The following is a 24,634-nucleotide window of genomic DNA, read 5'->3' on the forward strand; positions in this document are numbered from 1 at the left end:
TGGAGGTGCTGCATGCAGCGACGTGCGGGTCCGCCCGCATGGCGGGCAGGCGCGCACGTCGGATCGTCGGACGCTCAGGCGTCCGGGTACCACGCGTCGGAGAATTCGCTGACCTGGACGTCGGTCAGTTCCGGCCGCGCGGCCAGCCATGCGCGCACGGCTTCGCGATCGGCGTCGGTCGTCGTGCCGCGCGGTGCGCCGGAGATCACGTACGCGCCGATGCCTTCGTCGGCGGACGCGACGGTCAGCAGGCCGTTCGCTTCGACAAAATCGATGAACGCGTCGATCAGCTGGCCGCGTTCGAGGTCGCTCAGCTCGTTGCGATACTGCGCGGTTGCGTTGAAGGCGAGTTCCTGGAATTCGGCGATGTGCAGCTTCTTGCGCTGGCGGCGGTTATGGCGTTGGCTCATGGTGCTTGATGAAGGCGAAAAGGGTAACGGAAGGGCCGCGACGGTCGATTGCGCGTCGCGATGCGCGATCGACCCGGCGCGGCATCGAGGTGCCGCACGGCGCTGCCGGCACGTTTGCGCTGGCTGCCCGTGGGGGATGGGACAGCATGATACAGGTCGGGTCGGCCTCTGTGGTTCTGCGAATCTCGACTTGCATGTGGGCCGCGTCGCGGGATACCGCGATCGACGGCCGATGCGAATCGGCCCGCGCAATGCAAGAAGCCCGCTTGCTGTCGCAGAGCGGGCTTCGATATTGGTTGCGGGGACAGGATTTGAACCTGTGACCTTCGGGTTATGAGCCCGACGAGCTGCCAGACTGCTCCACCCCGCGGCGCGAAGTGTACGTCGAATGCTGCGGCGAGTCAAACGATCGATGCTGCATTCGCAGCTCGTTGCGCAGCGAGGTGTGTTGCGTCGACACGAGATCGCATCGTGCCCGGTCCGGCAATGCCCCGATTTCGCAAGTCAATGTCCCGAAATCGCAAGCCACGCGGCGATTCGATGTTTCAGACTTGCGGCAAACCACAGCGCACAGGCCGCGATGCGTGCCGGCCTGTACCAAGGCATCGATCGTGCGCCGGTGTCCAGTCAAGAGAGGATGGAGACGAACCATGAAAGTCCGGCAACTCACCCCCGCCATCGGCGCTGAACTCAGCGAAATCGACCTGGGCGAAGTCTCGCGTATCCCGGGGCAGTTCGCGCAAGTCAAGGACCTGCTCCTGAAACACCGCGTGCTGTTTTTCCGCGGTCAGGACATTACGCGCGCCGAGCACGTGGCCTTTGCGCGCTGCTTCGGCCCGCTGGAAGACCATCCGGTGGTCGGCAGCGATCCCGATCATCCCGGCCTCGTGCGCATCTACCGCAGCGACAATCCACACAGCTACGAGAACACCTACCACAGCGACGGCCTGTGGCGGCCCAATCCAGCCATGGGCGCAGTGCTGCGCTGCATGGAATGCCCGGAGCTCGGCGGCGACACGATCTGGGTGAACATGGTGAAGGCGTACGAGGAGTTGCCCGAGGACATCAAGCGCACCATCTCCAGGCTGCGCGCGAAGGCCAGCATCGAGCATACCTTTGGCGCGGTGATGACGCCCGAAGACCGCGCGAAGCTGGGCCGCGAGTATCCGCCCGCGGAGCATCCGGTCGTGCGCACCCACCCCGAGACCGGCGAGAAGGTGCTGTACGTGGGCGGCTTCAGCACGCATTTCGCGAACTACAGCACGCCCGAGAACGTGCGCCACGGTATCGACAAGACCCCGGGCGCCGCGCTGCTGCTGAACTACCTGGTAAGCCGCGCGACCATTCCCGAATACCAGGTGCGGTGGTCGTGGAAGCCGGGCGACATCGTCGTCTGGGACAACCGCAGCACGCAGCACTATGCGTGCAACGACTACTTTCCCGCGCCGCGAAAAATGGAACGCGCCGGGATCGTGGGCGACGTTCCTTACTGATCGGAAACTTCACTGGCGGCACCTGGCGGATAAACGCCACAGGCCAATTTCGTTCGCAGTCCTTCCACCGGAGCGTCATCATGAACTTCCTCGACGGCCACCTGTTTCCCGAAAACCAGCAACCGCTGATCATCACGGCCGCGCCGTACGCGCCGGGCTGGCTGCCGTCCGATTTTCCCGAGGACATCCCGGTCACCATGGAACAGCAAATCCAGAAGGCCGTGGACTGCTATAACGCCGGCGCAACGGTACTGCACCTGCATGTGCGCGAATTGGACGGCAAGGGCAGCAAGCGCCTGTCCATGTTCAACGAGTTGATCGCCGGCGTGCGCAACGCGGTGCCCGGGATGATCATCCAGGTCGGCGGCTCGATCTCGTTCGCGCCCGAAAACGAAGGGCAAGCGGCGAAGTGGCTGTCCGACGACACGCGCCACATGCTGGCCGAGCTCGAACCCGTGCCGGACCAGGTGACGGTGACGGTGAATACCTCGCAGATGAACGTCACCGATCAGGCGGAAGACGCGGATTTCAAGGGCACCTCGCGCGAGATCCCCGCGATCTTCAACGCCTACAAGGAAATGACGGTGCCGGCGCAGCCCGGCTGGGTCGAAGAGCACGTCCGCCGGCTGACGGCCAAGGGCATTCAGAGCGCCTTCCAGTGCTACAACCTCAACAGTTTCGAGTCGGTGGAGCGGCTGATGCGACGCGGCTTCTACAAGGGGCCGCTGGTCATGAACTGGGTGGCCATCGCCGGCGGGATGGACACGCCCAGCGTCTACAGTCTCGCCAACTTCATTCGTGCCGTACCCGACGGCGCGGTGGTGACGGTGGAAAGCAACGTGCGCAACGTGCTGCCCGTCAACATGATGGGGATAGCCATGGGTTTGCACGTGCGCTGCGGCACCGAGGACTGCCTGTGGAACCAGACGCGCACCGGCAAGGCCGGCACGGTGTCGCAGATCGAACAACTGGTGCGCCTCTCCGAAGAGTTCGGCCGCCCGATCGCGACGGCGCAGCAGGCACGCGAAATCTGCAAGATCGGCGTGTTTTACGATACGGCGGACGAATCCCTGGCCGCCAACGGCTTTGCGCCCAATCGCAATGGCGCCAACCAGGGCTTTCTGCGCAAAGGCGCGATCGCTTGAGCGGGGCCGCGATGCACGCCGGTGCGACGAACTTCGCGAAACGCGCGGACGCGGACGACGCGCACGCCGCGATGGCCATCGCGGCATCGCATCGTCACGCGTCAGGCTGCTTCGTCAGCGTCCCTGACTTGCTGTTTGCGCCACTGCACGACACTGCAGCCGAAATGCGCACGAAACCAGTGGCTGAAACCGCTGGGCGCGGAGAAGCCCAGCAGGTGCGCAATCTCGGCTGCGGCGAGGTTGCTGCCGCGCAGGTGGTGCAGCGCGAGTTCCCGCCGCACTTCGTCGAGCAACGCGCTGAAGGTCAGCCCTTCCGCGTCCAGATGGCGGTGCAACGTGCGCCGGTCGATACGCAGACGGCGAGCCACCGCGTCCGCCGTACAGCGGCCTACCGGCAACAGCGCCAGGATCAACTCGCGGCACGTTTCGCCGGCGCGGTTGCCGCGCCGCTGCAGCGCGGATTCCAGATAGTCGCGGGCAAAGCCGGCGATCCCGGGTTCCTGCTCGCCACGCGGCTGTCGCAAGTCCGCGGCCGCGCAGACGATGCCGTTGAACGGCTGGTCGAACAACACCTTGCAGCCGAAAAAGGCCCGGTGCGCGGCCGCGTCGGCCGGCGGCGCGTGCGTAAAGCAGACCTTGCGCGGTCGCCAGCCGGGGGGAGTCAACTCCTTGAGCGTGCGGAACATCACGCCTACCGCCAGTTCCATCGATTGGCGCATGGGCAAACCGGCGCTGGGCAGCAGGTCTTCACGGACGATGGTGTTGTCCCCGTCGTCCTCGACACGGGTGAGGAGCGAAGCGTGGAGCAGCTTGCGGTACCGGCACAGCGCGTCCAGCGCCTCGCGCGGCGTGGCGGCCTCGCGCAACACGAGGCTGATCGGCCCCAGGTTCGACAGGGAACGGCGTGCCGCCAGCCGCAACGCAAAGTCTTCGGCGCCGGTCGCCTCGGCGGCAAGGTTCAGCGCCTCGCGCACTGCATCGCTGGGGAGCGGCGTTTCCGGGTCCTGCAGCAACCGCGCCGAGAGTCCCGCCTTGCGCAGCAGCGCCCGTGGGTCTGCGCCCAGCGTCCGTACCAGCTCGACATAGCCGTTCAGGCTGGCACTGCGGATGAGACGGCCCGGATTCTTCGTCATCGCCTATGCGTTGCGGTTGCGCCACGCCTGCGGCGGGCAGCCAAACTGCGCGCTGAACCAGCGCGTGAAGGCGCTGTGGCTCGCATAGCCCAGCATCGTGGCGATCTGCCCCATCCCGTAGTGCGGGTTGGCCAGGTAACGCCGGGCAAGGTCGTGCCGCACTTCGTCGAGCAGCGTGGTGAACGACAGCCCCTCGGCATCCAGCGCGCGCTGCAGCGTGCGCATGCTGCGCCCCAGCCCTTGCGCCACGCCCGCGCAGGTGGCCCGGCCCGAGGGCAGCAGCAGGTAGATGGCGCGGCGCACCTGCTGGCCGATGCTGGCATCGCGGGCGCTGATCTGGGCATCCACCAGCGTCTGCGCGTAGCGGGCGAGCGTGGGGTCGGCCAACGGGTTCGGCTCGTCCAGGTCGGCCGCCCGGCAAACGATGCCGTTGAATTCCGCGTCGAACTGCAGGCGGCAGGCGAACAGCCGCTTGTGTACGGATAGATCGCGCGGGGCCGAATGGGAAAAGCACACGCATTGCGGCCGCCAGCGCTCGTGCAGCAGCGCCGCACACATGCGGTAGAGCACGCCGATGGCGAGATCGACGGACTGCTGCATGGGCCGCGCGGCCACGATGTCTTCGCGCAGGATGACCACGCCGTCCGCGTCTTCCATCTGAATGGCGAGCGATTCGTTCAGCACATGCGCGTAGGCAATCAGTGTGGCCAACGCATCGCGCAGCGTAGGCTGGTGCAGCAGCAGCAGGCTCACCACGCCGAAGTGCGAAAGCTGGCGCGACTCGGCCATGCGCAGGCCCAGCGTGTCGCACCGAACGGCTTCGGCCGCGTCTTCGATGACTTGCGCAGCCACGGCGGCGTCGATGAGTTGATCGGGCTCGCGAACGAGCGCAGGCCGCAGTCCCGCGACGCGCAGGGCTTTATCCGCGTCACCGCCGAGGGCGCGCATGACTTCGGCAAAGCCGGTCAATGCCGCCGCGCGCACCAAAGTCACCATTTTCGCCCCCCTTGGGGAAAACCCAGGCTGGCATGAAGAGTATAGCCAGTGGCACGAAATGCAAAGCGGGGGAACACCCGTATTTCTAAGATGGCACCTATTGGACGACCGATCCACACCCCGCACCGTGAAGGAGACAAGCGATGCGTATCGAACCACTCACCTGCGCCATTGGTGCCGAAATCACCGGTGTGAACCTGGCCGACGCCACACGCGACGACGCACTGTTTGCCGAAATCCGGGCCGCGTTGCTGAAGCACAAGGTCGTGTTTCTGCGCGACCAGGACATCGCGCGCACCGACCACGTGGCGTTCGCGCGCCGCTTCGGCGAACTCGAAGACCACCCGGTGGTGGGCAGCGACCCGGAGAACCCGGGCCTGGTGCGCATCTACAAGTCGCCCGACGCGCCCAACGATCACTACGAAAATGGCTGGCACGCGGATGCGACGTGGCGTGAAATCCCGCAAATGGGTGCCGTGCTGCGCTGCATCGAATGCCCGCCCGTCGGCGGCGACACCATGTGGGCCAACATGGTGCTGGCCTACGAAAAGCTGCCGCGGCACGTCAAGGACCTGATCGCGCCGCTGCGGGCGCGCCACAGCATCGAAGCCACCTTCGGCGCAGTCATGCCGATCGAACAGCGCCTGGCGCTCAAGGCCCGGTTCCCCGACGCCGAGCACCCGGTGGTCCGCACCCATCCCGAGACGGGCGAGAAGGTGCTGTTCGTGTGCGGCTTCACCACGCACTTCACCAACTACCACAACCCCGGCAACGTGCGCGTCGGGCAGGACTTCACGCGCGGCGCCTCCGACCTGCTCCAGTACCTGATCAGCCAGGCCGCCATCCCCGAATACCAGGTGCGCTGGCGCTGGAAGCAGGGCGACATCGCCATCTGGGACAACCGTGCCACCCAGCACTACGCGGTGATGGACTACCCGCCCTGCCATCGGAAGATGGAGCGCGCCGGAATCGTCGGCACCCGGCCTTACTGAATCTCACCATCCGAATACCCAGGAGATACCACCATGAACTTCCTCGACGGCCATCTGTTCCCGGAAAACCAGCCGCCGCTGATCATCACCGCCGCGCCTTATGCGCCGTCGTATGTGCCGTCGGATTTCCCCGAGGACATCCCGGTCACGATGGAGGCGCAGATCCAGAAGGCCGTCGATTGCTACAACGCCGGCGCAACCGTGCTGCACCTGCACGTGCGCGAGCTGGACGGCAAGGGCAGCAAGCGGTTGTCCAAGTTCAACGAATTGATCGCCGGCGTGCGCGCGCGCGTGCCTGACATGATCATCCAGGTCGGCGGCTCGATCAGCTTTGCACCGGAAACCGAAGGCGCGGCGGCCAAGTGGCTGTCGGACGACACGCGCCACATGCTGGCCGAGCTGGACCCGAAGCCCGACCAGGTGACCGTGACGATCAACACGTCGCAGATGAACTTCCTGGAGCAGTTCGACTATCGCGACTGGCAGGGCAGTTCGCTGGAAGACCCGGTGGTTTACGGCGCCTACAAGGAAATGACCGTGCCGGCGCAGCCCGGCTGGGCCGAGGAGCACATTCGTCGCCTGACGGCCGCAGGCATCCAGAGCGCGTTCCAGTGCTACAACCAGAACAGCTTCGAATCGGTCGAGCGACTCATTCGCCGCGGCATCTACAAGGGCCCGCTGGTGCTGAACTGGGTGGCGATCGGCGGCGGCATGGATTCGCCCAACGTCTACACGCTGGCCAACTTCTTGCGCGGCGTGCCCGACGGCGCGGTGCTGACGGTGGAAAGTTCGGTGCTCAACGTGCTGCCGGTCAACATGATGGGCATCGCGATGGGCCTGCACGTGCGCACCGGCACCGAGGACAACCTGTGGAACCAGTCGCGTACCACGAAGATCGGCACGGTCGAACAGATCGAGCAGCTGGTGCGTATCTCGCGCGAGTTCGGCCGCCCGATCGCCACCGCGAAACAGGCGCGCGAGATCTGCAAGATCGGCGTGTTCTACGACACGGTCGACGAAACCCTGGCCGCCAACGGCTTCGCGCCGAACGCCCCCGGTCGCCAGCAGGGCTTCCTGCGCAAGGTCGCCTGAGCATGCCCACCGTTACGCCCACCGTCCTCATCGTCCCCGGTCTGCGCGATCACGTGGATACCCATTGGCAAACGCTGCTGGCCGCGCAATTGCCGCGCGTACGCACCGTGCCGCCGATGGGCCGCAGCCGTGAAGGGCTGGACTGCGCGGCCCGCGTGGAAGCCATCGAGCGCGAAGCCGGCGCCATCGACGGCCCGATCGTGATCGTCGCGCACAGCGGCGGCTGCGTGATGCTCGCGCACTGGGCGCAGCGTACGCGCCGCGCGGTGCAGGGCGCGCTGCTGGCCGCGCCGCCGGAATTCGAGCGCCCGATGCCCGACGGCTACCCGACACTCGATGAGTTGCGAGACGGCGGCTGGTTTCCGGTGCCCCTGCAACCGCTGCCGTTTCCCAGCATCGTGGCCGCCAGCCGCAACGACCCGCTCGCGCGCCATGAACGAGTGGAATACATGGCGCGCTGCTGGGGCAGCCGCCTGGTGGACCTCGGCAACGTGGGCCATCTCAACCCCGCGTCCGGCTATGGCGAATGGCCGCGCGCGCATGAATTCATTGCCGAGCTGTCGGTTTGAACCGAGGAGACACGATCATGGTCAAGGCAGTACGTTTTTACGAAACCGGCGGCCCCGAGGTGCTGAAGCTCGAAAACGTCGAGGTGGGCGACCCCGGCCCCGGCGAGGCGCGCGTGCGTCACAGCTTCGTTGCGCTGAACTTCATCGACATCTATTTCCGCACCGGGCGCTATCCGCTGGACCTGCCCAACGGTCTGGGCTCCGATGCCGTGGGCGTGGTCGAGGCCGTGGGGCCCGGCGTCGACTATCTGAAGCCCGGCGACCGCGTCGGCTACCTGATCGGCCCGCAGGGCGCGTACGCCGAAGCGCGCGTGATGCCCGCGGCCGTGCTGATCCCGCTGCCCGACGGCATCGGCGACCGCACCGCCGCCACGCTGATGATGAAGGGCATGACGGCTCAGTACCTGTTCCGCCAGGTCTACCCGTTGAACGGCGGTGAAACCATCCTGTATCACGCCGCCGCCGGCGGCGTGGGCCTGATCGCCTGCCAGTGGGCGCGCGCGCTCGGCGTGACGATGATCGGCACCGTGAGCACCGACGAGAAAGCCGCTCTCGCCAAAGCCAACGGCTGCACGCACACCATCGTGACCTCGCGCGAAAACATCGTCGATCGCGTGAAGGAGCTGACGGACGGCAAGGGTGTGAGCGTGGTCTACGACTCGGTGGGCAAGGACACGCTGATGGATTCGCTGAGCTGCCTGCAGCCGCGCGGCCACTTCGTGAGCAACGGTACGTCGTCCGGCCCGGTGGTCGTCGATTCGCAACTGCTCGCCTCCAAGGGCTCGATCTGGATGACGCGGCCTGCGATGATCCACTACATCCACCCGCGCCCGCACATGCTCGACATGGCGACGGAATTGTTCGACCACGTGCTGGCCGGCAACATCGTGAGCGAGCCGCAGCAGGCGTTCGCGCTCGAAGACGCGGCCGACGCGCACCGCGCGCTCGAAGCGCGCAAGACGGTCGGTTCGACCATCCTCGTGCCATGAGGCGGTCGGTGCGGGCGTGACGGACGCCGTCGCGACACGAGCGTAGTCTCGCGGCGATAACGAATCAAGGAGACGAAGATGGGAATGCATGCGATCACGGCCCCGGGCGACGCCCTTGCGCCCGCACCGACCGTATCCCGGGCATATGCGTGGAGCGTTTTCGCGTTGACGTTCGGCCTGCTGCTCGCGGACTACATGTCGCGGCAGGTGCTCAACGCGGTCTTCCCGCTGCTGAAGGCGCAGTGGCTGCTGAGCGATACGCGGCTCGGCTCGCTGAGCAGCGTCGTGTCGCTGATGGTCGGGCTGCTGACGTTTCCGCTGTCGCTGCTCGCGGATCGCTGGGGGCGGGTGCGCAGCCTGATCCTGATGGCCGTGATCTGGAGCGTCGCGACGCTCGGCTGTGCGGTGTCCGCGAACTACGGCCAGATGTTTGCCGCGCGGTTCGTCGTCGGCGTCGGCGAGGCCGCGTACGGCAGTGTCGGGCTCGCGGTCGTGCTGAGCGTGTTCCCCGCGCATCTGCGTGCGACGCTGTCCGGCTCGTTCCTGGCGGGCGGTGCGTTCGGCTCGATGCTCGGGATGGCGTTGAGCGGGATCGTCGCCGCGCACTTCGGCTGGCGCTGGTCGTTCGCGACGATGGCGATCTTCGGGCTTGCGCTCGCCGGTCTGTATCGGATCGTCGTGACCGAGAAGCGTCTCGCACCCGACGGCGACGTCGCCGCACTCGCGGCGCTGCGCCGTGCGCGGCCGAAGATCACGCTGAAAAGCCTCGGGCCGGCGCTGTTCGCATCGAAGTCGATCGTCTACGCGTACGTCGGCTGCGGCTTGCAACTGCTCCTCCCGGGCGCGCTCTACGCGTGGCTGCCAAGCTTTCTCGGCCGCTACTACGGGCTGCACGTCGATCGCGCGAGTGCGCTCGCCGCGGTGTTCGTGCTGACGACGGGCGTCGGGATGATCGTCTGCGGCATCGTGACCGACCGCATCAGCCGGCGCCATGCACCGCGCAAGTGGACGGTCGCGGCAGCGTACTGCATGGGCTCGTTCGCCGCGCTCGGCTGCGCGTTCCTGCTGCATCCAGGCATGGCGCAGCTCGTGCTGATCGGCATCGGCATGTTCCTCGCGGCGGGCAGCGTCGGGCCGTCCGGCGCGATGGTGGCCGATCTGACGCCGCCTTCGATTCACGCGACCGCGATGGCGGTGTGGTCGCTCGCGAACAATCTGCTCGGCCTCGCGGCGGGCCCGGTACTGACCGGGATGATCGCGGACCGGATCGGCCTGCACGCGGCGCTGCAGTTGATTCCGCTCGCGGCCATCGTGTCGACCGCACTGTTCGTGATCGGCAAGCGCCACTACCCGGACGATCGGCGGCGGGTTGCCGCGTAGCGCGGCACACGCCACCCCCACACGCAGCACCCGACGAAGACCGGAATTGCCGGGTCGGCGATTCCGCGCGTCACGATAACAAACGATAACAAGCAGGCATCCGGCCGGATCGGTCCGGTCGGCACAGGGAATGGAGGAGACGTCAGTGAAACTGAAATGGAGCGGTGGGGCGGCACTCGCGATGTTCGCGTGCGCGGCGCATGCACAATCGTCGGTCACGCTGTACGGTGCGATCGATTCGGGTCTCGTTTATCAGAGTACGTCGGCGGCGTCGTTCGCACCGACCGCGAAGAACAACGGACACCTGTTCGGCTTCAAGGATGCCGGTATCTATTCGAGCTTCTGGGGCTTGAAGGGCAGCGAGGACATCGGCGGCGGCTACAAGGTGAACTTCCGCTTGCAGGGGGTGTTCAACAGCGGCACCGGCAAGCTCGGGCTCGCGGACACGACGGGCGGTACCGCGGTGTTCAATCAGCAGGCGACCATCGGCATCTCGGGGCCGTTCGGCACGTTCGACGCCGGGCGGCAGTTCACGCCGATGATCTACGCGATGGCCGACACCGACGTCCGCAATGCGCAGTATTTCGGCAGCATCCTGAGCGCATGGCTCGGACTGAACCAGGCGGCCGGCTGGCCCGGTACGAACTCGAACGTGCCGATCGGCGCGCTGTACGACAGCAACGCGCTCGTCTACCAGTCGCCGAAGTTCTACGGCGCGTCGATCGGGCTCGAATACGCGCCGGGCGGGGTGCCGGGGCAGATCCAGGGCGGCACGCGCGAGTCGGCGGTGCTCAAGTATTCGAACTACGGGCTCAATCTCGCGGCGGTCTACTACAACGCGCACGACACCAATACCGCGGCGGCGACGCCGACCGGTCTGGCCAACAATCGCTTCTACTACTTCGGCGCGAAGTACACGTTCAGCGGATTGTCGGTGTCGGCGTCGTACGGGATCGGCAAGAATCCGTCGAACACGAGCCGCACGAACTACGAAATGATTTCCGGCGGCCTCGGCTACCAGTTCAGCCCGTTCTTCCGGATCACGTCCGGCTACTACTACCTGAAGGATCGCAACAACGGTGCGAATCATTCGAGCGAATACGCGGCGGGCGCCGAATACAGCCTGTCGAAGCGCACGATGGTCTATGCACAGGTCGGCTACGTCGCGAACCGCGGCACGATGAACCAGACGATCACGTACGGCCAGCCTGTCGCGCCCGGCGTGTCGACGACGGCCGCGATGATCGGCATGCGGCACACCTTCTGACGATGCGAAAGCGAAACGGAGAACAATGAAGATGAAAAAGAGGCATGGCATTCGAGCAGCGCTCGGCGTTGCCGTCGCGGCGGCATCGATCGGCGCATGGGCGCAGTCTGGCGCGTCGGCGGGGATGCCGGCGAGCGCGCCGGCCGGCGTGGGGCGCGCCGCGTCCGCGGGCATGAGTGCGAAGGCGGTGCGACAGGCGAATCGTGCGCTGCGGCGCAAGGTGTACGCGGCGCTCGCCCGGCACAAGGAGATCGACGCGGGGAGCATCAGCGTGACCGCGAAGGGCGGCGCGATCACGCTGAACGGCACGGTTGCCGAAGCGTCGCAGATCGAGACGGTCGAGCAGGTTGCAACGGACGTCGCCGGCGTGACGTCGGTGACGAACCGGCTGGCCGTGCAGCGACCGCTCGGCCAGTGAGCGGCGTTCGCCGGGAGCTCGGCGTGCGTATGGCTGCCGCCGATCCGGCGCGCGAGGTCGCGCCGGCATTCAGCGGATTTACATCAACACGATGTCGTACTGCTCCTGACTCAAATTCGACTCCACCTGCAGCGACACCGGTTTGCCGATGAAGTCGATCAGCATCGCGAGATGCTGCGACTCCTCGTCGAGAAACAGGTCGATCACCTGCTGCGCGGCGATCACGCGGAATTCGCGCGGATTGAACTGGCGCGACTCGCGCAGGATCTCGCGCAGGATGTCGTAGCACACGGTGCGCGACGTCTTCACCTGGCCCTTGCCCTGGCAGGTCGGACAGGGCTCGCACAGCACGTGCGCGAGCGATTCGCGCGTGCGCTTGCGCGTCATCTCGACGAGCCCCAGCTGCGAGAAGCCGTTGACGGTCACGCGCGTGCGGTCGCGCGACAGCGCTTTCTTCAGCTCGGACAGCACCGCGTCGCGATGCTCGGCATTCTCCATGTCGATGAAGTCGATGATGATGATGCCGCCGAGATTGCGCAGCCGCAGCTGCCGCGCGATCGTATGCGCGGCCTCGAGGTTGGTCTTGAAGATCGTGTCGTCGAAGTTGCGCGCGCCGACGTAGCCGCCGGTGTTCACGTCGATCGTCGTCATCGCCTCGGTCTGGTCGATCATCAGGTAGCCGCCCGACTTCAGGTCGACGCGGCGCGACAGCGCGCGCTGGATCTCCGTCTCGATGTTGTACAGGTCGAACAGCGGCCGCTCGCCGGTGTAGTGGTGCAGCTTCGGGCTCACGGCCGGCGTGAACTCGGCCGCGAAATCCGCGAGGCGCTGGTAGGTTTCGCGCGAATCGACCTGGATGCGCGTCGTGTCGTCGTTCGCGAAGTCGCGCAGCACGCGCTGCGCGAGGTCGAGATCCTGGTACAGCAGGCTGGTCGCCGGCAGCCGCTGCGCCTGCGCGACGATCGTCGCCCAGGTCTTGCGCAGGTACGCGACGTCGCCGGCCAGCTCGTCCGAGGTCGCATCCTCGGCGATCGTGCGCACGATATAGCCGCCTTTCTCGTCCGGCGGGATCACGGCGGTCAGGCGCGCGCGCACGGCTTCCCGTTCGGCCTCGCTCTCGATCTTCTGCGAGATGCCGATATGCGGCTCCTGCGGCAGGTAGACGAGCGTGCGGCCCGCGATGCTGACCTGCGTCGACAGCCGCGCCCCCTTCGTGCCGATCGGATCCTTGATCACCTGGACCATCAGCGTCTGGCCCTCGAACACGGTCTTCTCGATCGGCTGGTGGGCGGCGGCCGACGGCGGCTCGCCCGCGATGCGCGGCTGCCAGATATCGGCGACGTGCAGGAACGCCGCGCGTTCGAGGCCGATGTCGATGAACGCCGACTGCATGCCGGGCAGTACGCGCACGACCTTGCCGAGATAGATGTTGCCGACCCGTCCGCGCGACAGCGTGCGCTCGACGTGAAGCTCCTGCACCGCGCCTTGCTGGACGAGTGCGACCCGCGTTTCCTGCGGCGTGAGGTTGATCAGGATTTCTTCGTTCATGGTGCGGTTCAGAAAGCGACGCGGGCGGCGCGCAGCAGCGCGGCGGTCTCAAAAAGGGGCAGACCCATGATACCTGAATGGGAACCGTCGATTCGCTCGACGAACTCGGCCGCGCGTCCCTGGATCGCATACGCGCCGGCCTTGCCGAACGGCTCGCCGGTCTCGACGTAGCGCACGAACGCGTCGCGCGGCGCGGCCGCGAAGCGCACCGACGAGCGCGACAGCGCGGGCGGCAGCAGCGCGCCGTCGGCGCCGATCACCGCGACCGCAGTCAGCACCTCGTGCGCGCGGCCGGCCAGACGCGTGAGCATCGCGAGCGCGTCGGCCGCGTCGGTCGGCTTGCCGAGGATCGCGCCGTCGATCGTCACGGTGGTGTCCGCGACCAGCACCGGCGCGGCCGGCCTGCCGCTCGCGACGAGCCGCGCACGCGCGGCTTCGGCCTTCGCGACGGTCACGCGCTGCACGTACGCGTCGGCGGCCTCGCCGGGCAGTTCGGCCTCGAGCGCCTCGGCGTCCTCGTTGGCGCGCGGCAGCAGCAGTTCGAAGCGTACGCCGATCTGCTGCAGCAGCTCCTGGCGGCGCGGGCTTTGCGAAGCGAGATAAAGGGTCGGGAAGCGTTCGGAGGAAGGGCTGGACGGCATGGTGTCGTTATCTCGTTGAGCGCGCGCGGCGCGCGTCGCGAGGACGACGCGTCAGGCGCGGTGGTAGGGGTGATTCTGCGTGATGCTCCACGCGCGGTAAAGCTGTTCGGCGAGCAGCACGCGCACCATACCGTGCGGCAGCGTCATGCTGGAGATGCGCAGCAGCAGGTCGGCGCGGCCTTTCAGTTCGGGATCGAGCCCGTCGGCGCCGCCGATCACGAACGCGACGTCGCGACCGTCCTGCTGCCAGCCCGGCAGCGCCTGCGCGAGCTGCATCGTGGTCCAGTCGCGGCCGCGCTCGTCGAGCGCGACGATGCGCGCGCCCTTCGGCAGCGCGGCCTCGATCTTCTGCCGCTCGGCCGCCATCACGCTTTCCGCGCTGCGGCCGCCCGAACGCAGTTCGGGCTTGATCTCGCGCAGCTCGATGCGCAGCTCGGGCGGCATCCGCTTCGCGTATTCGTCGAAGCCGGACGCGATCCAGCCGGGCATCTTGTGGCCGACCGCGAGGATGTAAAGCTTCATCGGGACGATTCAGGCAGCTTAGCGGCGGCGGGCGGCCGTCTTGCGCGCCGGGCGGGCCGGTGCGGCTTCTTCCTCGTCGTCTTCGTCGTCGCTTGCCGCGGCCGCGCCGTTCGGGCCCTTGCCGCCGCCGAGCTTGATCCGCACCGGCTTGTCGCCCCAGATTTCCTCGAGGTTGTAGTACTGGCGCAGCGCCGGCTGCAGGATGTGCACGACCGCGTCGCCGCAGTCGACCAGCACCCATTCGCCGGTGTCCTCGCCCTCGGAGCTGACGACGTCGCCGCCGGCTTCCTTGACCTTCTCGCGCACGTTCGACGCGAGCGCCTTGGTCTGGCGGTTCGAGGTGCCCGACGCGACGACCACGCGGTCGAACAGTTCGGTCAGATGGCTGGTGTTGAACACCTTGATGTCTTGCGCCTTGACGTCTTCGAGGGCGTCGACGATCACGCGCTGCAGTTTGCGGATATCCATGGAATCAGGAATGGTAGAGACGATGTTGAAGAATATAGGCCCAGACGGCGGCCGGCACATGCTCGGCCGACGCGTCGGGCATCCGGGCGCGACGCGCGATGCATTCGCGCAGGTGCGCGCGGATGTCGGTCGCGGCGATGTCGAACGCGAGCGTCGTGTCGATCAGCAGCCGGCCGGCCGGCGTGGCTTGCAGCTGGTCGGCGCCGGCCTGCCGCGCGGCGATTTCCTGTGCGACGGCCGGCGACGCCGCGCCGAGGTCGAAGCCCGGGCGCGTCGCCGCGCAGATGTGCGCGTAGTCGAACAGCTTGCGCCAGTCGCGCCACGTGTCGAGGCGCACGAGCTGGTCGGCGCCGATCAGCAGCGACAGCGATGCGTCGGGACCGATTCGTTCGCGCCAGCGCGCGAGCGTGTCGACCGTGTAGGTCGGGCCTTCGTGCTCGATCTCGTCGGTCGCGACGCTGACGCTCGCACCCGGCAGCGACAGCGACGCGGCGGCCGCACGCGTCATCGCGAGCCGATGCTCGGCGGCCGACACGTCCCGCTTCTGGTACGGCTGCCCGGCGGGCAGCAGCACGAGTTCGGTCAGGTCGAGCACCTCGGCGAAACGGCGCGCGAGCGCGAGATGGCCGTCGTGGATCGGGTCGAACGTGCCGCCCAGCAGGCCGATACGACGCGGCAGCGGGGCGGGGCGGGCGGTGGTGTCCAGAAAACGCGTCCTCTTGTTGGGGCGGGGCAGCGCGACGGGCTCAGACCCAGTCGCGCGGCACGATGAAGTCGCTGTACAGGCGCGCTTCCGGCGAACCCGGCTCGGGCTGCCAGTTGTAGCGCCAGTTCGCGACCGGCGGCATCGACATCAGGATCGACTCGGTGCGGCCGCCGCTTTGCAGGCCGAACAGCGTGCCGCGGTCGAACACCAGATTGAATTCGACGTAGCGGCCGCGGCGATAGGCCTGGAACTCGCGTTCGCGCTCGCCGTACGGCAGGTCGACGCGGCGCTCGACGATCGGCAGGTAGGCCGACAGGAACGCGTCGCCGACGCTGCGCATCATGTCAAACGACCGTTCGAATCCGGGTTCGGAGAAATCGTCGAAGAAGATCCCGCCGATGCCGCGCATCTCGTTGCGGTGCTTCAGGAAGAAATACTCGTCGCACCATTTCTTGAAGCGCGGGTACAGCTCGGCGCCGAACGGGTCGAGCGCGTCCTTGCAGGTCTGGTGGAAATGCCGGGCGTCGTCCTCGAAGCCGTACATCGGGGTCAGGTCCATGCCGCCGCCGAACCAGAAGACCGGCGCTTCGCCGGGCTTCGTCGCGATCAGCATCCGCACGTTCATGTGCACGGTCGGGCAGTACGGGTTGCGCGGGTGCAGCACCAGCGACACGCCGAGCGCCTCGAAGCCGCGCCCGGCGAGCTGCGGGCGCGCCGCGCTCGCCGACGGCGGCAGCGCGTCGCCCGCGACGTCGGAAAAGCCGATCCCCGCGCGCTCGAACACGCGGCCGCCTTCGAGGATCCGCGTGCAGCCGCCGCCGCGCAGCCGCTCGGCGGGGCCGCGCTGCCACGCGTCGGTCGCGAGCGGCGTGCCGTCGAGTGCGCCGAGCGCATCGGCGATGCGCGTCTGCAGGTCCTGGAGATACGTGCGCACGCGCGCCACGTCGTAGGTCGAATCGGTCATGTGTGGACTGGGCGCCCCCGCCTGCGGGGGCCGTAAAAAAGGCTTCTGCCGGGCATTCTATCGAACCCCGGCAGAGGACAGGGGTGCGCCGCGTCGCGGCGCACCCGCGGCCAGCGTCACGCGCTCTTGCGATTGAGCGCGCGGTAGCCGATGTCGCGGCGGTACTGCATGCCTTCGAAATTGATCTGGTTGATCGCGTCGTACGCATGCTGCTGCGCTTCGCGCACCGAATCGGCGAGGCCGACCACGCACAGCACGCGGCCGCCCGACGTGACCAGCTTGTCGCCGTCGGCGAGCGTGGTGCCTGCATGGAACGTCACGGCCTGCTCGGTCTCGGCCGGGATCCCGTTGATGCGGTCGCCCTTGCGCGGCGCGTCCGGATAGCCGTGCGCGGCCAGCACGACGCCGAGCGCGGTGCGGCGGTCCCAGTCGAGCTCGACCGTGTCGAGCGTGCCCGCGATCGCCTGCTCGACGACCTTCGAGAAATCGCTTTTCAGGCGCGCCATGATCGGCTGCGTCTCCGGGTCGCCCATCCGGCAGTTGAATTCCAGCGTGCGCGGATTGCCGTCCTTGTCGATCATCAGGCCCGCGTACAGGAAGCCGGTGAAGCGGATGCCGTCCTTCTCCATCCCGCGCACGGTCGGCATGATGATCTCGCGCATCACGCGCGCGTGCATCTGCGGCGTGACGATCGGCGCGGGCGAATACGCGCCCATGCCGCCGGTGTTCGGGCCGCGATCCTCGTCGAGCAGGCGCTTGTGGTCCTGGCTCGAGGCGAGCGCGAGCGCGTGCTTGCCGTCGACCATCACGATGAAGCTGGCTTCCTCGCCGTCGAGGAATTCCTCGATCACGACGCGTGCGCCGGCATCGCCGAGCTTGTTGTCCGACAGCATCATGTCGACGGCCGCGTGCGCTTCTTCCAGCGTCATCGCGACGACCACGCCCTTGCCGGCCGCGAGGCCGTCGGCCTTCACGACGATCGGCGCGCCCTTCGCGTCGATGTACGCGTGCGCGGCGGCCGTGTCGGAGAAGGTTTCGTAGTCGGCGGTCGGGATGCCGTGGCGCTTCATGAACGCTTTCGCGAAATCCTTCGAGCTTTCGAGCTGCGCGGCTTCGCGGGTCGGCCCGAAGATCTTCAGGCCGCGCGCGCGGAACAGGTTGACGATGCCGGCCGCGAGCGGCGCTTCCGGCCCGACCAGCGTGAACGCGACGCCTTCGCGTTCCGCGAAGTCGGCGAGTTCGTCGAGCGACGTGATATCGACGTTCTTCAGACGCTCGTCCTGCGCCGTGCCGCCATTGCCGGGCGCGACGTAGACCATCTGGACGCGCGGCGCTTGCGCGAGCTTCCACGCCAGCGCATGTTCGCGGCCGCCGGAACCGACGACGAGTAGTTTCATGGGATTCCCCGCAGACTAGAAAACAGGGCGGCCGGCACGCTCAGGCGCGCCGGCCGCGGAATCGGTCGGGCCGCCGCCATCGCGAGCGAGCGGCAGCCGGCATCTCATTCCTCGACGATGACGGCGTTCGTATACACGTCCTGCACGTCGTCGAGGTTTTCGATCGCGTCCAGCAGCTTCTGCATCTTGACCGCGTCGTCGCCGGTGAATTCGACTTCGTTCTGCGGCTTCATCGTCACTTCGGCGAGCTCGGCCTTGAAGCCGGCCGCCTCGAGCGCGTCCTTCACTGCCGAGAAGGCCTGCCAGTCGCACAGCACCTCGATCGAGCCGTCGTCGTTGGTGCTCACGTCGTCCGCGCCGGCTTCGAGTGCGGCTTCCATCAGCGCGTCTTCCGACGTGCCGGGCGCGAACAGGAACTGGCCGACGTGATCGAACATGAACGCGACCGAGCCGTCGGTGCCCATGTTGCCGCCGAACTTCGAGAACGCGTGGCGGACTTCCGCGACGGTGCGCGTGCGGTTGTCGGTCAGCGTGTCGACGATGATCGCCGCGCCGCCGATGCCGTAGCCTTCGTAGCGGATTTCCTCGTAGTTCGCGCCGTCCGCGCCGCCGACGCCGCGATCGATCGCGCGCTTGACGTTGTCCTTCGGCATGTTCGCGTCGGCCGCCTTGTCGACCGCCAGACGCAGGCGCGGGTTCGAGTTGACGTCGCCGCCGCCGAGGCGGGCCGCGACCTGGATTTCCTTGATCAGGCGAGTCCAGACCTTGCCGCGCTTCGCGTCGGCCGCTGCCTTCTTATGCTTGATGTTGGCCCATTTCGAATGACCAGCCATACCTTTCTCCGTGCCCGGGCGCGCTCGCGCGGGCGATTGTGCCAATGTGTCGTTGAATCGGCGGCCGTTGGGGCGGGCGTGATGCCGCGGGGCCGCGCGTGTCGAGTGGAGCGTGATTTTATCACGCGGCGACCGCCGCTTCGGGGCCGCCGTGCATGGGCCGAACGGCCGGGGCGGGGCGCCGCACCGCGCGCGGCGCGGCTGCCGGCGCGGCCGGCGTCAGTTCTTGGTGCCGAACAGGCGGTCGCCCGCGTCGCCGAGGCCCGGCACGATGTATGCGTGCTCGTTCAGGTGCGAGTCGAGCGACGCGACGAACAGCTTCACGTCCGGGTGCGCGTCCTGGAACACCTGCACGCCCTCGGGCGCGGCGACCAGCGCGACGAACATGATGTTCGCGGCCGGCACGTTGCGGCGCTTCAGCACGTCGACCGCATGCACGGCCGAGTTGCCGGTCGCGACCATCGGGTCGCACAGGATGAAGATCCGGTCCTCGAGGTCGGGCAGGCGCACCAGGTATTCGACCGGGCGGTGATCCTCGGCGCGGTACACGCCGATATGGCCGACGCGGGCCGACGGCACCAGGTCGAGCAGGCCGTCCGACATCCCGATGCCCGCGCGCAGCACCGGCACGATCGCCAGTTTCTTGCCGGCGATCACGGGCGCGTCGATCTCGACGAGCGGGGTTTCGACCCGCTTGGTCGTGATCGGCAGGTTGCGGGTGATCTCGTAGCCCATCAGCAGCGTGATTTCGCGCAGCAGCTCGCGGAACGTGCGCGTCGACGTGTCCTTGTCGCGCATGTGCGTGAGCTTGTGCTGGATCAGCGGGTGATCGGTGATGAAGAGATTCGGGAAGCGGCTGTCCTGTTTCATGACGGGGGCGCCTTGGCGGCAAAAGAGGATCGGGGGCGGCGGCGGACGGAAGCCCGCGGCGCGCTGATGGCCGCAATTTTACCAAGGCGCGCTGCATGATCCGGATAATATCGACGTCTCATTACCCGGCGCGCGTCGCGGACGACCGTTCGCCCGACGCGCGCCGCCACAGAGGAATCGACGATGGATCTCGGTATCGAAGGAAAGACCGCGCTCGTGTGCGCGGCGAGCAAGGGGCTCGGGCGCGGCTGCGCGGAAGCGCTGGCCGCCGAAGGCGTGAATCTGGTGATCGTCGCGCGTTCGCGAGACACGCTGGAGGAAACCGCGGAAGAGATCCGCGCGGCGTCGAACGTGTCGATCGCCGCGGTCGCATGCGACATCACGACGCCCGACGGCCGGGCGGCCGCGCTCGCCGCGTGCCCGCAGCCGGACATTCTCGTGACGAATGCGGGCGGCCCGCCGCCGGGCGACTTCCGCGACTTCTCGCACGACGACTGGATCCGCGCGCTCGAGGCGAACATGCTGACGCCGATCGAGCTGATCCGCGCGACCGTCGACGGGATGATCGCGCGCCGCTTCGGCCGGATCGTCAACATCACGAGTTCGGCGGTGAAGGCGCCGATCGACGTGCTCGCACTGTCGAACGGCGCGCGCTCGGGGCTGACGGGCTTCGTCGCCGGGCTGGCGCGCAAGGTCGCGCCGCATGGCGTGACGATCAACAACCTGCTGCCGGGGCTGTTCGACACCGACCGGATCGCGACCACGCTGTCTGCGTCCGCGAAAGCGCAGGGCGTGACGGTCGACGAGATGCGCGCGCGGCGCGCGAAGGAGATCCCGGCCGGGCGCCTGGGCCGGCGCGACGAGTTCGGCGCGGCGTGCGCATTCCTGTGCAGCGCGCACGCGGGCTATATCACCGGGCAGAACTGGCTGCTCGACGGCGGCGCGTATCCGGGCACGTTCTGACGTGCCGCGCGACCCTGACCATAACAACCGAACAACGAAGGATCTGGAGATGAGCAACACTCGTATCGCATTGATTGCGCACGACGCGAAGAAGGACGAGATCGTCGCGCTCGCGGGTGAATATCGCGACACGCTCGCGCAATGCCGGCTGGTCGGCACGGGCACGACGGGCGGGCGCATCGCGGCCGCGCACGGGCTCGAGGTCGAGCGCAAGCTGTCGGGGCCGCTCGGCGGCGACCTGCAGATCGGCGCGGAACTGGCCGAAGGCCGCGTCGACATCGTCGTGTTCCTGCGCGACCCGATGACCGCGCAGCCGCACGATCCCGACATCACCGCGCTGGTGCGCGCGTGCGACGTGCACAACGTGCCGGTCGCGACCAACGTCGCGACCGCGCGGATGCTGCTCGACGACCTGGCGCGGAAAATGCGGGACTAGGGCGCCCCTCGACGAACGCCGGCCCGTCGTCTGCGGCTGCCGCCTCAATTGCCCCTGCTGCCGTCAGGGCCATGCACGGGTCGCCGCGACGCGCGAGAATCGAGCGTCGCGACGCGCCGGCCCGTCGGACTTCGCATCCGGCGGGGTGCGTCGGCGATCCGAATGTCACCTGACCGATTGAGAACGAGGAGCGAAACGATGCCGAAAGCAATCCGATACGACCAGCCGGGCGGCCCGGACGTGATGAAGTGGGTCGATGTCGAGGTCGGCGCGCCGAACGCGGGCGAAGTCCGGATCCGCCAGCATGCGGTCGGGCTCAACTACATCGACGTGTATTTCCGCACCGGCCTCTATCCGCAGCCGCTGCCCGGCGGGCTCGGGATGGAGGCGGCCGGCGAGGTCACGGCCGTCGGCGACGGCGTGAGTGCGCTGAAGGTCGGCGACCGCGTCGCGTATGTCGCGCAGCCGCCGGGCGCGTATGCGCAGGAACGCGTGCTGCCGGCCGAGCGCGTCGTGAAGCTGCCCGACGGGATCGGCTACGACGACGCGGCGTCGGTGATGCTGCAGGGCCTGACCGCGCATTACCTGCTGCGCCGCACGTACCCGGTGAAGGCCGGCGACACGATCCTGATCCATGCGGCGGCCGGCGGCGTCGGCCTGCTGGTGTGCCAGTGGGCGAAGGCGCTCGGCGCGACCGTGATCGGTACGGTCGGCTCCGACGAGAAGGCCGAACTCGCGAAGGCGCACGGCTGCGATCATCCGGTCGTCTATACGCGCGAGAACTTCACGCAGCGCGTGAAGGAGATCACGAACGGCGCGGGCGTGCCGGTCGTCTACGATTCGATCGGCAAGGACACCTACCTCGGCTCGCTCGACAGCCTCGCGCCGCTCGGCTACTTCGTCAGCTTCGGCAACGCGTCGGGCCCGCTGCCGCCGATCGACTCGAAGGAATTCTCGTCGCGCGGCTCGCTGTTCTTCACGCGGCCGACGCTGTTCTCGTACATCGCGAAGCGCGCCGATCTCGAAGCGGCCGCCGCCGAGCTGTTCGACGTGATCCTGTCGGGCAAGGTGAAGACCAGCATCAACCAGCGCTATCCGCTCGCGGAAGTCGGCCGCGCGCACGCCGATCTCGAGTCGCGCAAGACGACCGGGTCGACGCTGCTGATTCCCTGATCCAGCGCGGCGCGCCGACATGCCGCCGGCGCCTGCCTTCCTTCCGCCTTCCGGACGGCGCGGCTGCGCCGTCCGTCCCGCTCGATGCGCTCCGCCCGCATCCGTCCGTTTACACGCTTTTTATACCCGCCCGATCACCTTTGACCCGCCCTTTACGCGCGTTCCCCTAAGGTTCTAGTCGTCCGATTTCGACGACGGAGAACACAAAAATGGATGGGGTTTTCATCGGCGCACTGGTGCTCTTCACCGCGCTGATCCTCGGTTTGATCGCCGGTTGCGACAAGCTCGCGCAATACGGCCGCGGGGGGCGAGCATGACCTGGATGCTCTGGCTGGCGGGCGCTTCGACCGCCCTGTTGTTCGCGTATCTCGTCTATGCGCTGCTGCGCGCGGAGGACATCGAATGAACGCGAACAACCTGTTGCAGGCGCTGCTGTTCATCGTCGTGCTGCTGGCCGCGGCCGTGCCGGTTGCGCGCTACCTGTCGGCCGTGATGGACGGCAGCTCGCGCGTCGTGCGCGTGTTCGGGCCGCTCGAACGCGTGCTGTACCGCATCGCGGGCGTCGACGCCGGCACCGAGATGAACTGGAAGCAGTATGCGATCGCGACGATTGCGTTCAACGCGCTCGGCGCGCTGTTCCTGTATGCGTTGCTGCGCGTGCAGGGCCTGCTGCCGGGCAACCCGCAGCAGTTCGGCGCGATGACGGTCGACGGTGCGTTCAACACGGCCGTCAGCTTCGTCACCAACACGAACTGGCAGGACTACACGCCCGAGCAGACGGTCAGCTACCTGACGCAGATGCTCGGCCTGACCGTGCAGAACTTCCTGTCGGCGGCGACCGGCATCGTCGTCGTGATTGCGCTGATCCGCGGCTTCGCGCGCCACAGCGCGCAGACGATCGGCAACTTCTGGGTCGACCTGACGCGCGTGACGCTGTACGTGCTGGTGCCGATGGCGGCGCTCGTCGCCGCGCTGCTGATGAGCCAGGGCGTGATCCAGAACATGAAGGCATACCAGGACGTGCCGGTGCTGCAGGCGAGCACCTATGCGGCGCCGAAGCTCGACGCGCAGGGCAACCCGGTCAAGGACGACAAGGGCAATGCGGTGACGGTGCCCACGCCGCTCACGAAGCAGACGCTCGCGATGGGCCCGGTCGCGTCGCAGGAAGCGATCAAGATGCTCGGCACCAACGGCGGCGGCTTCTTCAACGCGAACTCCGCGCATCCGTACGAGAACCCGACACCGTTCGCGAACTTCCTGCAGACCTTCGCGATCCTGATCATCCCGGCCGCGCTGTGTCTCGTGTTCGGTCGCATGATCGGCGATCGCCGGCAGGGCATCGCGGTGCTCGCGGCGATGACGGTCGCGTTTGCGGTCGCGATCGGCGTCGAGGTGGGCGCGGAGCAGGCCGGCAATCCGACGCTGGCCGCGCTGCACGTCGACCAGTCGACGAGCGCGCTGCAGCCGGGCGGCAACATGGAAGGCAAGGAAACGCGCTTCGGCATCGCGCAGACCGGCATCTTCACGGTCGCGACCACGGCCGCGTCGTGCGGGGCGGTCGACACGATGCACGATTCGCTGACGCCGCTCGGCGGCCTCGTGCCGATGCTGCTGATGCAGCTCGGCGAGGTGGTGTTCGGCGGGGTCGGCTCGGGGCTCTACGGGATGCTCGTATTCGCGCTGCTCGCGGTGTTCGTCGCGGGGCTGATGATCGGCCGCACGCCCGAGTACGTCGGCAAGAAGATCGAGTCGTACGAGATGAAGATGGTGTCGATCGTCGTGCTGCTCACGCCGCTGCTGGTGCTGGTCGGCACGTCGATCGCCGTGCTTGCCGGCGCGGGCAGGGCCGGCATCGCGAACCCCGGCCCGCACGGCTTCTCGGAAATCCTCTACGCGTTCAGCTCGGCTGCGAACAACAACGGCAGCGCGTTTGCGGGCCTGACGGTCGGCACGCCGTTCTACAACTGGATGACCGCGATCGCGATGTGGTTCGGCCGCTTCGGCACGATCGTGCCGGTGCTGGCGATCGCCGGCTCGCTCGCGGCGAAGAAGCGCATCGCGGCGACGAGCGGCACGCTGCCGACGCACGGCCCGCTGTTCGTCGTGCTGCTGCTCGGCACGGTGCTGCTGGTCGGCGCGCTGACCTACGTGCCGGCGCTCGCGCTCGGCCCGGGCGTCGAGCATCTGATGATGTGGCTGGGCGCATGACGCGCGGCCGAAACGACAAGG

Annotated in this window: 26 protein-coding genes and 1 tRNA gene; 14 read left to right on the forward strand and 13 right to left on the reverse strand. The window is 67.6% G+C overall.

The annotated features are described in order from the left end of the window. Positions 1 to 74: 74 nt before the first annotated feature. Entirely contained in the window at positions 75 to 410 is a 336-nt protein-coding gene (locus BST28156_RS11670; protein ID WP_060240848.1) for a YggL 50S ribosome-binding family protein, read from the reverse strand. Positions 411 to 703: 293 nt separating this feature from the next. Continuing rightward, positions 704 to 780 (reverse strand) — tRNA-Met (locus tag BST28156_RS11675). Positions 781 to 1,060: 280 nt separating this feature from the next. On the opposite strand from BST28156_RS11675, the gene BST28156_RS11680 reads away from it, so the two are divergent. Together BST28156_RS11680 and BST28156_RS11685 are read left to right on the forward strand one after the other, a co-directional pair. Beyond that, positions 1,061 to 1,903, forward strand: coding sequence for a TauD/TfdA dioxygenase family protein (locus BST28156_RS11680; RefSeq protein ID WP_174902234.1), 843 nt, complete (start codon positions 1,061 to 1,063; stop codon positions 1,901 to 1,903). Positions 1,904 to 1,983: 80 nt separating this feature from the next. Continuing rightward, entirely contained in the window at positions 1,984 to 3,048 is a 1,065-nt protein-coding gene (locus BST28156_RS11685) for a beta-keto acid cleavage family enzyme (RefSeq protein WP_174902235.1), read from the forward strand. Positions 3,049 to 3,149: 101 nt separating this feature from the next. Here the strand turns inward: BST28156_RS11685 and BST28156_RS11690 are convergent, their stop codons facing one another. Further along, on the reverse strand, positions 3,150 to 4,181 hold the full coding sequence (locus BST28156_RS11690; protein WP_174902236.1) for an AraC family transcriptional regulator: 1,032 nt from the start codon (positions 4,179 to 4,181) through the stop codon (positions 3,150 to 3,152). Between the two features lie 3 nt (positions 4,182 to 4,184). Continuing rightward, positions 4,185 to 5,177 carry an AraC family transcriptional regulator gene (locus BST28156_RS11695; RefSeq protein ID WP_060240844.1) on the reverse strand — a complete coding sequence of 331 codons (993 nt, stop codon included), beginning with the start codon at positions 5,175 to 5,177 and terminating at the stop codon, positions 4,185 to 4,187. Positions 5,178 to 5,320: 143 nt separating this feature from the next. Between BST28156_RS11695 and BST28156_RS11700 the strand changes: the two genes are divergently transcribed. The 7 genes from BST28156_RS11700 (at position 5,321) to BST28156_RS11730 (ending at position 11,884) form a co-directional block, all read left to right on the forward strand. Then, positions 5,321 to 6,169, forward strand: coding sequence for a TauD/TfdA dioxygenase family protein (locus BST28156_RS11700; protein WP_174902237.1), 849 nt, complete (start codon positions 5,321 to 5,323; stop codon positions 6,167 to 6,169). 33 nt (positions 6,170 to 6,202) lie between these two features. Then, the gene (locus BST28156_RS11705; RefSeq protein ID WP_174902238.1) at positions 6,203 to 7,261 is read left to right on the forward strand and encodes a beta-keto acid cleavage family enzyme; all 1,059 of its coding nucleotides are present in this window, start codon (positions 6,203 to 6,205) and stop codon (positions 7,259 to 7,261) included. A gap of 2 nt (positions 7,262 to 7,263) precedes the next feature. Beyond that, positions 7,264 to 7,830, forward strand: coding sequence for an RBBP9/YdeN family alpha/beta hydrolase (locus BST28156_RS11710; protein ID WP_174902239.1), 567 nt, complete (start codon positions 7,264 to 7,266; stop codon positions 7,828 to 7,830). A 17-nt stretch (positions 7,831 to 7,847) separates the two neighbouring features. Continuing rightward, positions 7,848 to 8,819: a quinone oxidoreductase family protein gene (locus BST28156_RS11715; protein ID WP_174902240.1), complete on the forward strand. Its 972-nt coding sequence runs from the start codon at positions 7,848 to 7,850 to the stop codon at positions 8,817 to 8,819. Between the two features lie 78 nt (positions 8,820 to 8,897). Continuing rightward, positions 8,898 to 10,199, forward strand: a complete 1,302-nt coding sequence (locus BST28156_RS11720) for an MFS transporter (RefSeq protein ID WP_174902241.1) — start codon at positions 8,898 to 8,900, stop codon at positions 10,197 to 10,199. A gap of 145 nt (positions 10,200 to 10,344) precedes the next feature. Next, entirely contained in the window at positions 10,345 to 11,466 is a 1,122-nt protein-coding gene (locus BST28156_RS11725) for a porin (RefSeq protein ID WP_174902242.1), read from the forward strand. A gap of 31 nt (positions 11,467 to 11,497) precedes the next feature. Further along, positions 11,498 to 11,884 (forward strand): BON domain-containing protein, encoded by a 387-nt coding sequence (locus BST28156_RS11730; RefSeq protein ID WP_174902243.1) that lies wholly within the window; start codon positions 11,498 to 11,500, stop codon positions 11,882 to 11,884. A gap of 78 nt (positions 11,885 to 11,962) precedes the next feature. On the opposite strand, the gene rng is transcribed toward BST28156_RS11730, so the two are convergent. The 9 genes from rng to upp form a co-directional block, all read right to left on the reverse strand. After that, positions 11,963 to 13,432 carry a ribonuclease G gene (rng, locus tag BST28156_RS11735; protein ID WP_009691303.1) on the reverse strand — a complete coding sequence of 490 codons (1,470 nt, stop codon included), beginning with the start codon at positions 13,430 to 13,432 and terminating at the stop codon, positions 11,963 to 11,965. Between the two features lie 8 nt (positions 13,433 to 13,440). Continuing rightward, the gene (locus BST28156_RS11740) at positions 13,441 to 14,073 is read right to left on the reverse strand and encodes a Maf family protein (protein WP_174902244.1); all 633 of its coding nucleotides are present in this window, start codon (positions 14,071 to 14,073) and stop codon (positions 13,441 to 13,443) included. 51 nt (positions 14,074 to 14,124) lie between these two features. After that, positions 14,125 to 14,595: a 23S rRNA (pseudouridine(1915)-N(3))-methyltransferase RlmH gene (gene rlmH, locus BST28156_RS11745; protein WP_060240836.1), complete on the reverse strand. Its 471-nt coding sequence runs from the start codon at positions 14,593 to 14,595 to the stop codon at positions 14,125 to 14,127. An 18-nt stretch (positions 14,596 to 14,613) separates the two neighbouring features. Beyond that, complete coding sequence (gene rsfS / locus BST28156_RS11750; protein WP_174902245.1) at positions 14,614 to 15,063, reverse strand: ribosome silencing factor; 450 nt, start codon at positions 15,061 to 15,063, stop codon at positions 14,614 to 14,616. A gap of 4 nt (positions 15,064 to 15,067) precedes the next feature. Then, entirely contained in the window at positions 15,068 to 15,799 is a 732-nt protein-coding gene (locus BST28156_RS11755; RefSeq protein WP_244131456.1) for a nicotinate-nucleotide adenylyltransferase, read from the reverse strand. Between the two features lie 10 nt (positions 15,800 to 15,809). Beyond that, the gene (gene hemF, locus BST28156_RS11760; protein ID WP_174902246.1) at positions 15,810 to 16,733 is read right to left on the reverse strand and encodes an oxygen-dependent coproporphyrinogen oxidase; all 924 of its coding nucleotides are present in this window, start codon (positions 16,731 to 16,733) and stop codon (positions 15,810 to 15,812) included. Positions 16,734 to 16,849: 116 nt separating this feature from the next. After that, complete coding sequence (gene purD, locus BST28156_RS11765; protein WP_009691792.1) at positions 16,850 to 18,130, reverse strand: phosphoribosylamine--glycine ligase; 1,281 nt, start codon at positions 18,128 to 18,130, stop codon at positions 16,850 to 16,852. Positions 18,131 to 18,234: 104 nt separating this feature from the next. Next, a complete protein-coding gene (locus BST28156_RS11770; RefSeq protein ID WP_060240833.1) occupies positions 18,235 to 18,963 on the reverse strand; it encodes a YebC/PmpR family DNA-binding transcriptional regulator in 729 nt (242 codons plus the stop codon). 219 nt (positions 18,964 to 19,182) lie between these two features. Next, the gene (gene upp, locus BST28156_RS11775) at positions 19,183 to 19,833 is read right to left on the reverse strand and encodes a uracil phosphoribosyltransferase (protein WP_060240832.1); all 651 of its coding nucleotides are present in this window, start codon (positions 19,831 to 19,833) and stop codon (positions 19,183 to 19,185) included. Positions 19,834 to 20,016: 183 nt separating this feature from the next. On the opposite strand from upp, the gene BST28156_RS11780 reads away from it, so the two are divergent. From BST28156_RS11780 to kdpA, 5 genes are all read left to right on the forward strand, one after another. Continuing rightward, on the forward strand, positions 20,017 to 20,796 hold the full coding sequence (locus BST28156_RS11780; protein WP_174902247.1) for an SDR family oxidoreductase: 780 nt from the start codon (positions 20,017 to 20,019) through the stop codon (positions 20,794 to 20,796). Between the two features lie 49 nt (positions 20,797 to 20,845). Further along, positions 20,846 to 21,232, forward strand: a complete 387-nt coding sequence (locus BST28156_RS11785; RefSeq protein WP_059519545.1) for a methylglyoxal synthase — start codon at positions 20,846 to 20,848, stop codon at positions 21,230 to 21,232. A 198-nt stretch (positions 21,233 to 21,430) separates the two neighbouring features. Continuing rightward, on the forward strand, positions 21,431 to 22,405 hold the full coding sequence (locus tag BST28156_RS11790; RefSeq protein WP_060240831.1) for a quinone oxidoreductase family protein: 975 nt from the start codon (positions 21,431 to 21,433) through the stop codon (positions 22,403 to 22,405). 313 nt (positions 22,406 to 22,718) lie between these two features. After that, positions 22,719 to 22,811, forward strand: coding sequence for a K(+)-transporting ATPase subunit F (gene kdpF, locus BST28156_RS11795; RefSeq protein WP_017331558.1), 93 nt, complete (start codon positions 22,719 to 22,721; stop codon positions 22,809 to 22,811). Further along, positions 22,808 to 24,613: a potassium-transporting ATPase subunit KdpA gene (kdpA, locus tag BST28156_RS11800; protein WP_174902248.1), complete on the forward strand. Its 1,806-nt coding sequence runs from the start codon at positions 22,808 to 22,810 to the stop codon at positions 24,611 to 24,613. Before kdpF ends, kdpA begins: the two co-directional genes overlap by 4 nt. Positions 24,614 to 24,634 lie beyond the last annotated feature (21 nt).

This window comes from Burkholderia pseudomultivorans (genome assembly GCF_902499075.1).
Taxonomy (GTDB): domain Bacteria; phylum Pseudomonadota; class Gammaproteobacteria; order Burkholderiales; family Burkholderiaceae; genus Burkholderia; species Burkholderia pseudomultivorans.

Excerpts from the sequence above, each read along its gene's own strand:
- BST28156_RS11670 (WP_060240848.1), bottom strand. The coding sequence starts at position 410 with ATGAGCCAACGCCATAACCGCCGCCAGCGCAAGAAGCTGCACATCGCC.
- BST28156_RS11680 (WP_174902234.1), top strand. The coding sequence starts at position 1,061 with ATGAAAGTCCGGCAACTCACCCCCGCCATCGGCGCTGAACTCAGCGAA.
- BST28156_RS11685 (WP_174902235.1), top strand. The coding sequence starts at position 1,984 with ATGAACTTCCTCGACGGCCACCTGTTTCCCGAAAACCAGCAACCGCTG.
- BST28156_RS11690 (WP_174902236.1), bottom strand. The coding sequence starts at position 4,181 with ATGACGAAGAATCCGGGCCGTCTCATCCGCAGTGCCAGCCTGAACGGC.
- BST28156_RS11695 (WP_060240844.1), bottom strand. The coding sequence starts at position 5,177 with ATGGTGACTTTGGTGCGCGCGGCGGCATTGACCGGCTTTGCCGAAGTC.
- BST28156_RS11700 (WP_174902237.1), top strand. The coding sequence starts at position 5,321 with ATGCGTATCGAACCACTCACCTGCGCCATTGGTGCCGAAATCACCGGT.
- BST28156_RS11705 (WP_174902238.1), top strand. The coding sequence starts at position 6,203 with ATGAACTTCCTCGACGGCCATCTGTTCCCGGAAAACCAGCCGCCGCTG.
- BST28156_RS11710 (WP_174902239.1), top strand. The coding sequence starts at position 7,264 with ATGCCCACCGTTACGCCCACCGTCCTCATCGTCCCCGGTCTGCGCGAT.
- BST28156_RS11715 (WP_174902240.1), top strand. The coding sequence starts at position 7,848 with ATGGTCAAGGCAGTACGTTTTTACGAAACCGGCGGCCCCGAGGTGCTG.
- BST28156_RS11720 (WP_174902241.1), top strand. The coding sequence starts at position 8,898 with ATGGGAATGCATGCGATCACGGCCCCGGGCGACGCCCTTGCGCCCGCA.
- BST28156_RS11730 (WP_174902243.1), top strand. The coding sequence starts at position 11,498 with ATGAAAAAGAGGCATGGCATTCGAGCAGCGCTCGGCGTTGCCGTCGCG.
- rng (WP_009691303.1), bottom strand. The coding sequence starts at position 13,432 with ATGAACGAAGAAATCCTGATCAACCTCACGCCGCAGGAAACGCGGGTC.
- BST28156_RS11740 (WP_174902244.1), bottom strand. The coding sequence starts at position 14,073 with ATGCCGTCCAGCCCTTCCTCCGAACGCTTCCCGACCCTTTATCTCGCT.
- rlmH (WP_060240836.1), bottom strand. The coding sequence starts at position 14,595 with ATGAAGCTTTACATCCTCGCGGTCGGCCACAAGATGCCCGGCTGGATC.
- rsfS (WP_174902245.1), bottom strand. The coding sequence starts at position 15,063 with ATGGATATCCGCAAACTGCAGCGCGTGATCGTCGACGCCCTCGAAGAC.
- hemF (WP_174902246.1), bottom strand. The coding sequence starts at position 16,733 with ATGACCGATTCGACCTACGACGTGGCGCGCGTGCGCACGTATCTCCAG.
- purD (WP_009691792.1), bottom strand. The coding sequence starts at position 18,130 with ATGAAACTACTCGTCGTCGGTTCCGGCGGCCGCGAACATGCGCTGGCG.
- BST28156_RS11770 (WP_060240833.1), bottom strand. The coding sequence starts at position 18,963 with ATGGCTGGTCATTCGAAATGGGCCAACATCAAGCATAAGAAGGCAGCG.
- upp (WP_060240832.1), bottom strand. The coding sequence starts at position 19,833 with ATGAAACAGGACAGCCGCTTCCCGAATCTCTTCATCACCGATCACCCG.
- BST28156_RS11780 (WP_174902247.1), top strand. The coding sequence starts at position 20,017 with ATGGATCTCGGTATCGAAGGAAAGACCGCGCTCGTGTGCGCGGCGAGC.
- BST28156_RS11785 (WP_059519545.1), top strand. The coding sequence starts at position 20,846 with ATGAGCAACACTCGTATCGCATTGATTGCGCACGACGCGAAGAAGGAC.
- BST28156_RS11790 (WP_060240831.1), top strand. The coding sequence starts at position 21,431 with ATGCCGAAAGCAATCCGATACGACCAGCCGGGCGGCCCGGACGTGATG.
- kdpF (WP_017331558.1), top strand. The coding sequence starts at position 22,719 with ATGACCTGGATGCTCTGGCTGGCGGGCGCTTCGACCGCCCTGTTGTTC.
- kdpA (WP_174902248.1), top strand. The coding sequence starts at position 22,808 with ATGAACGCGAACAACCTGTTGCAGGCGCTGCTGTTCATCGTCGTGCTG.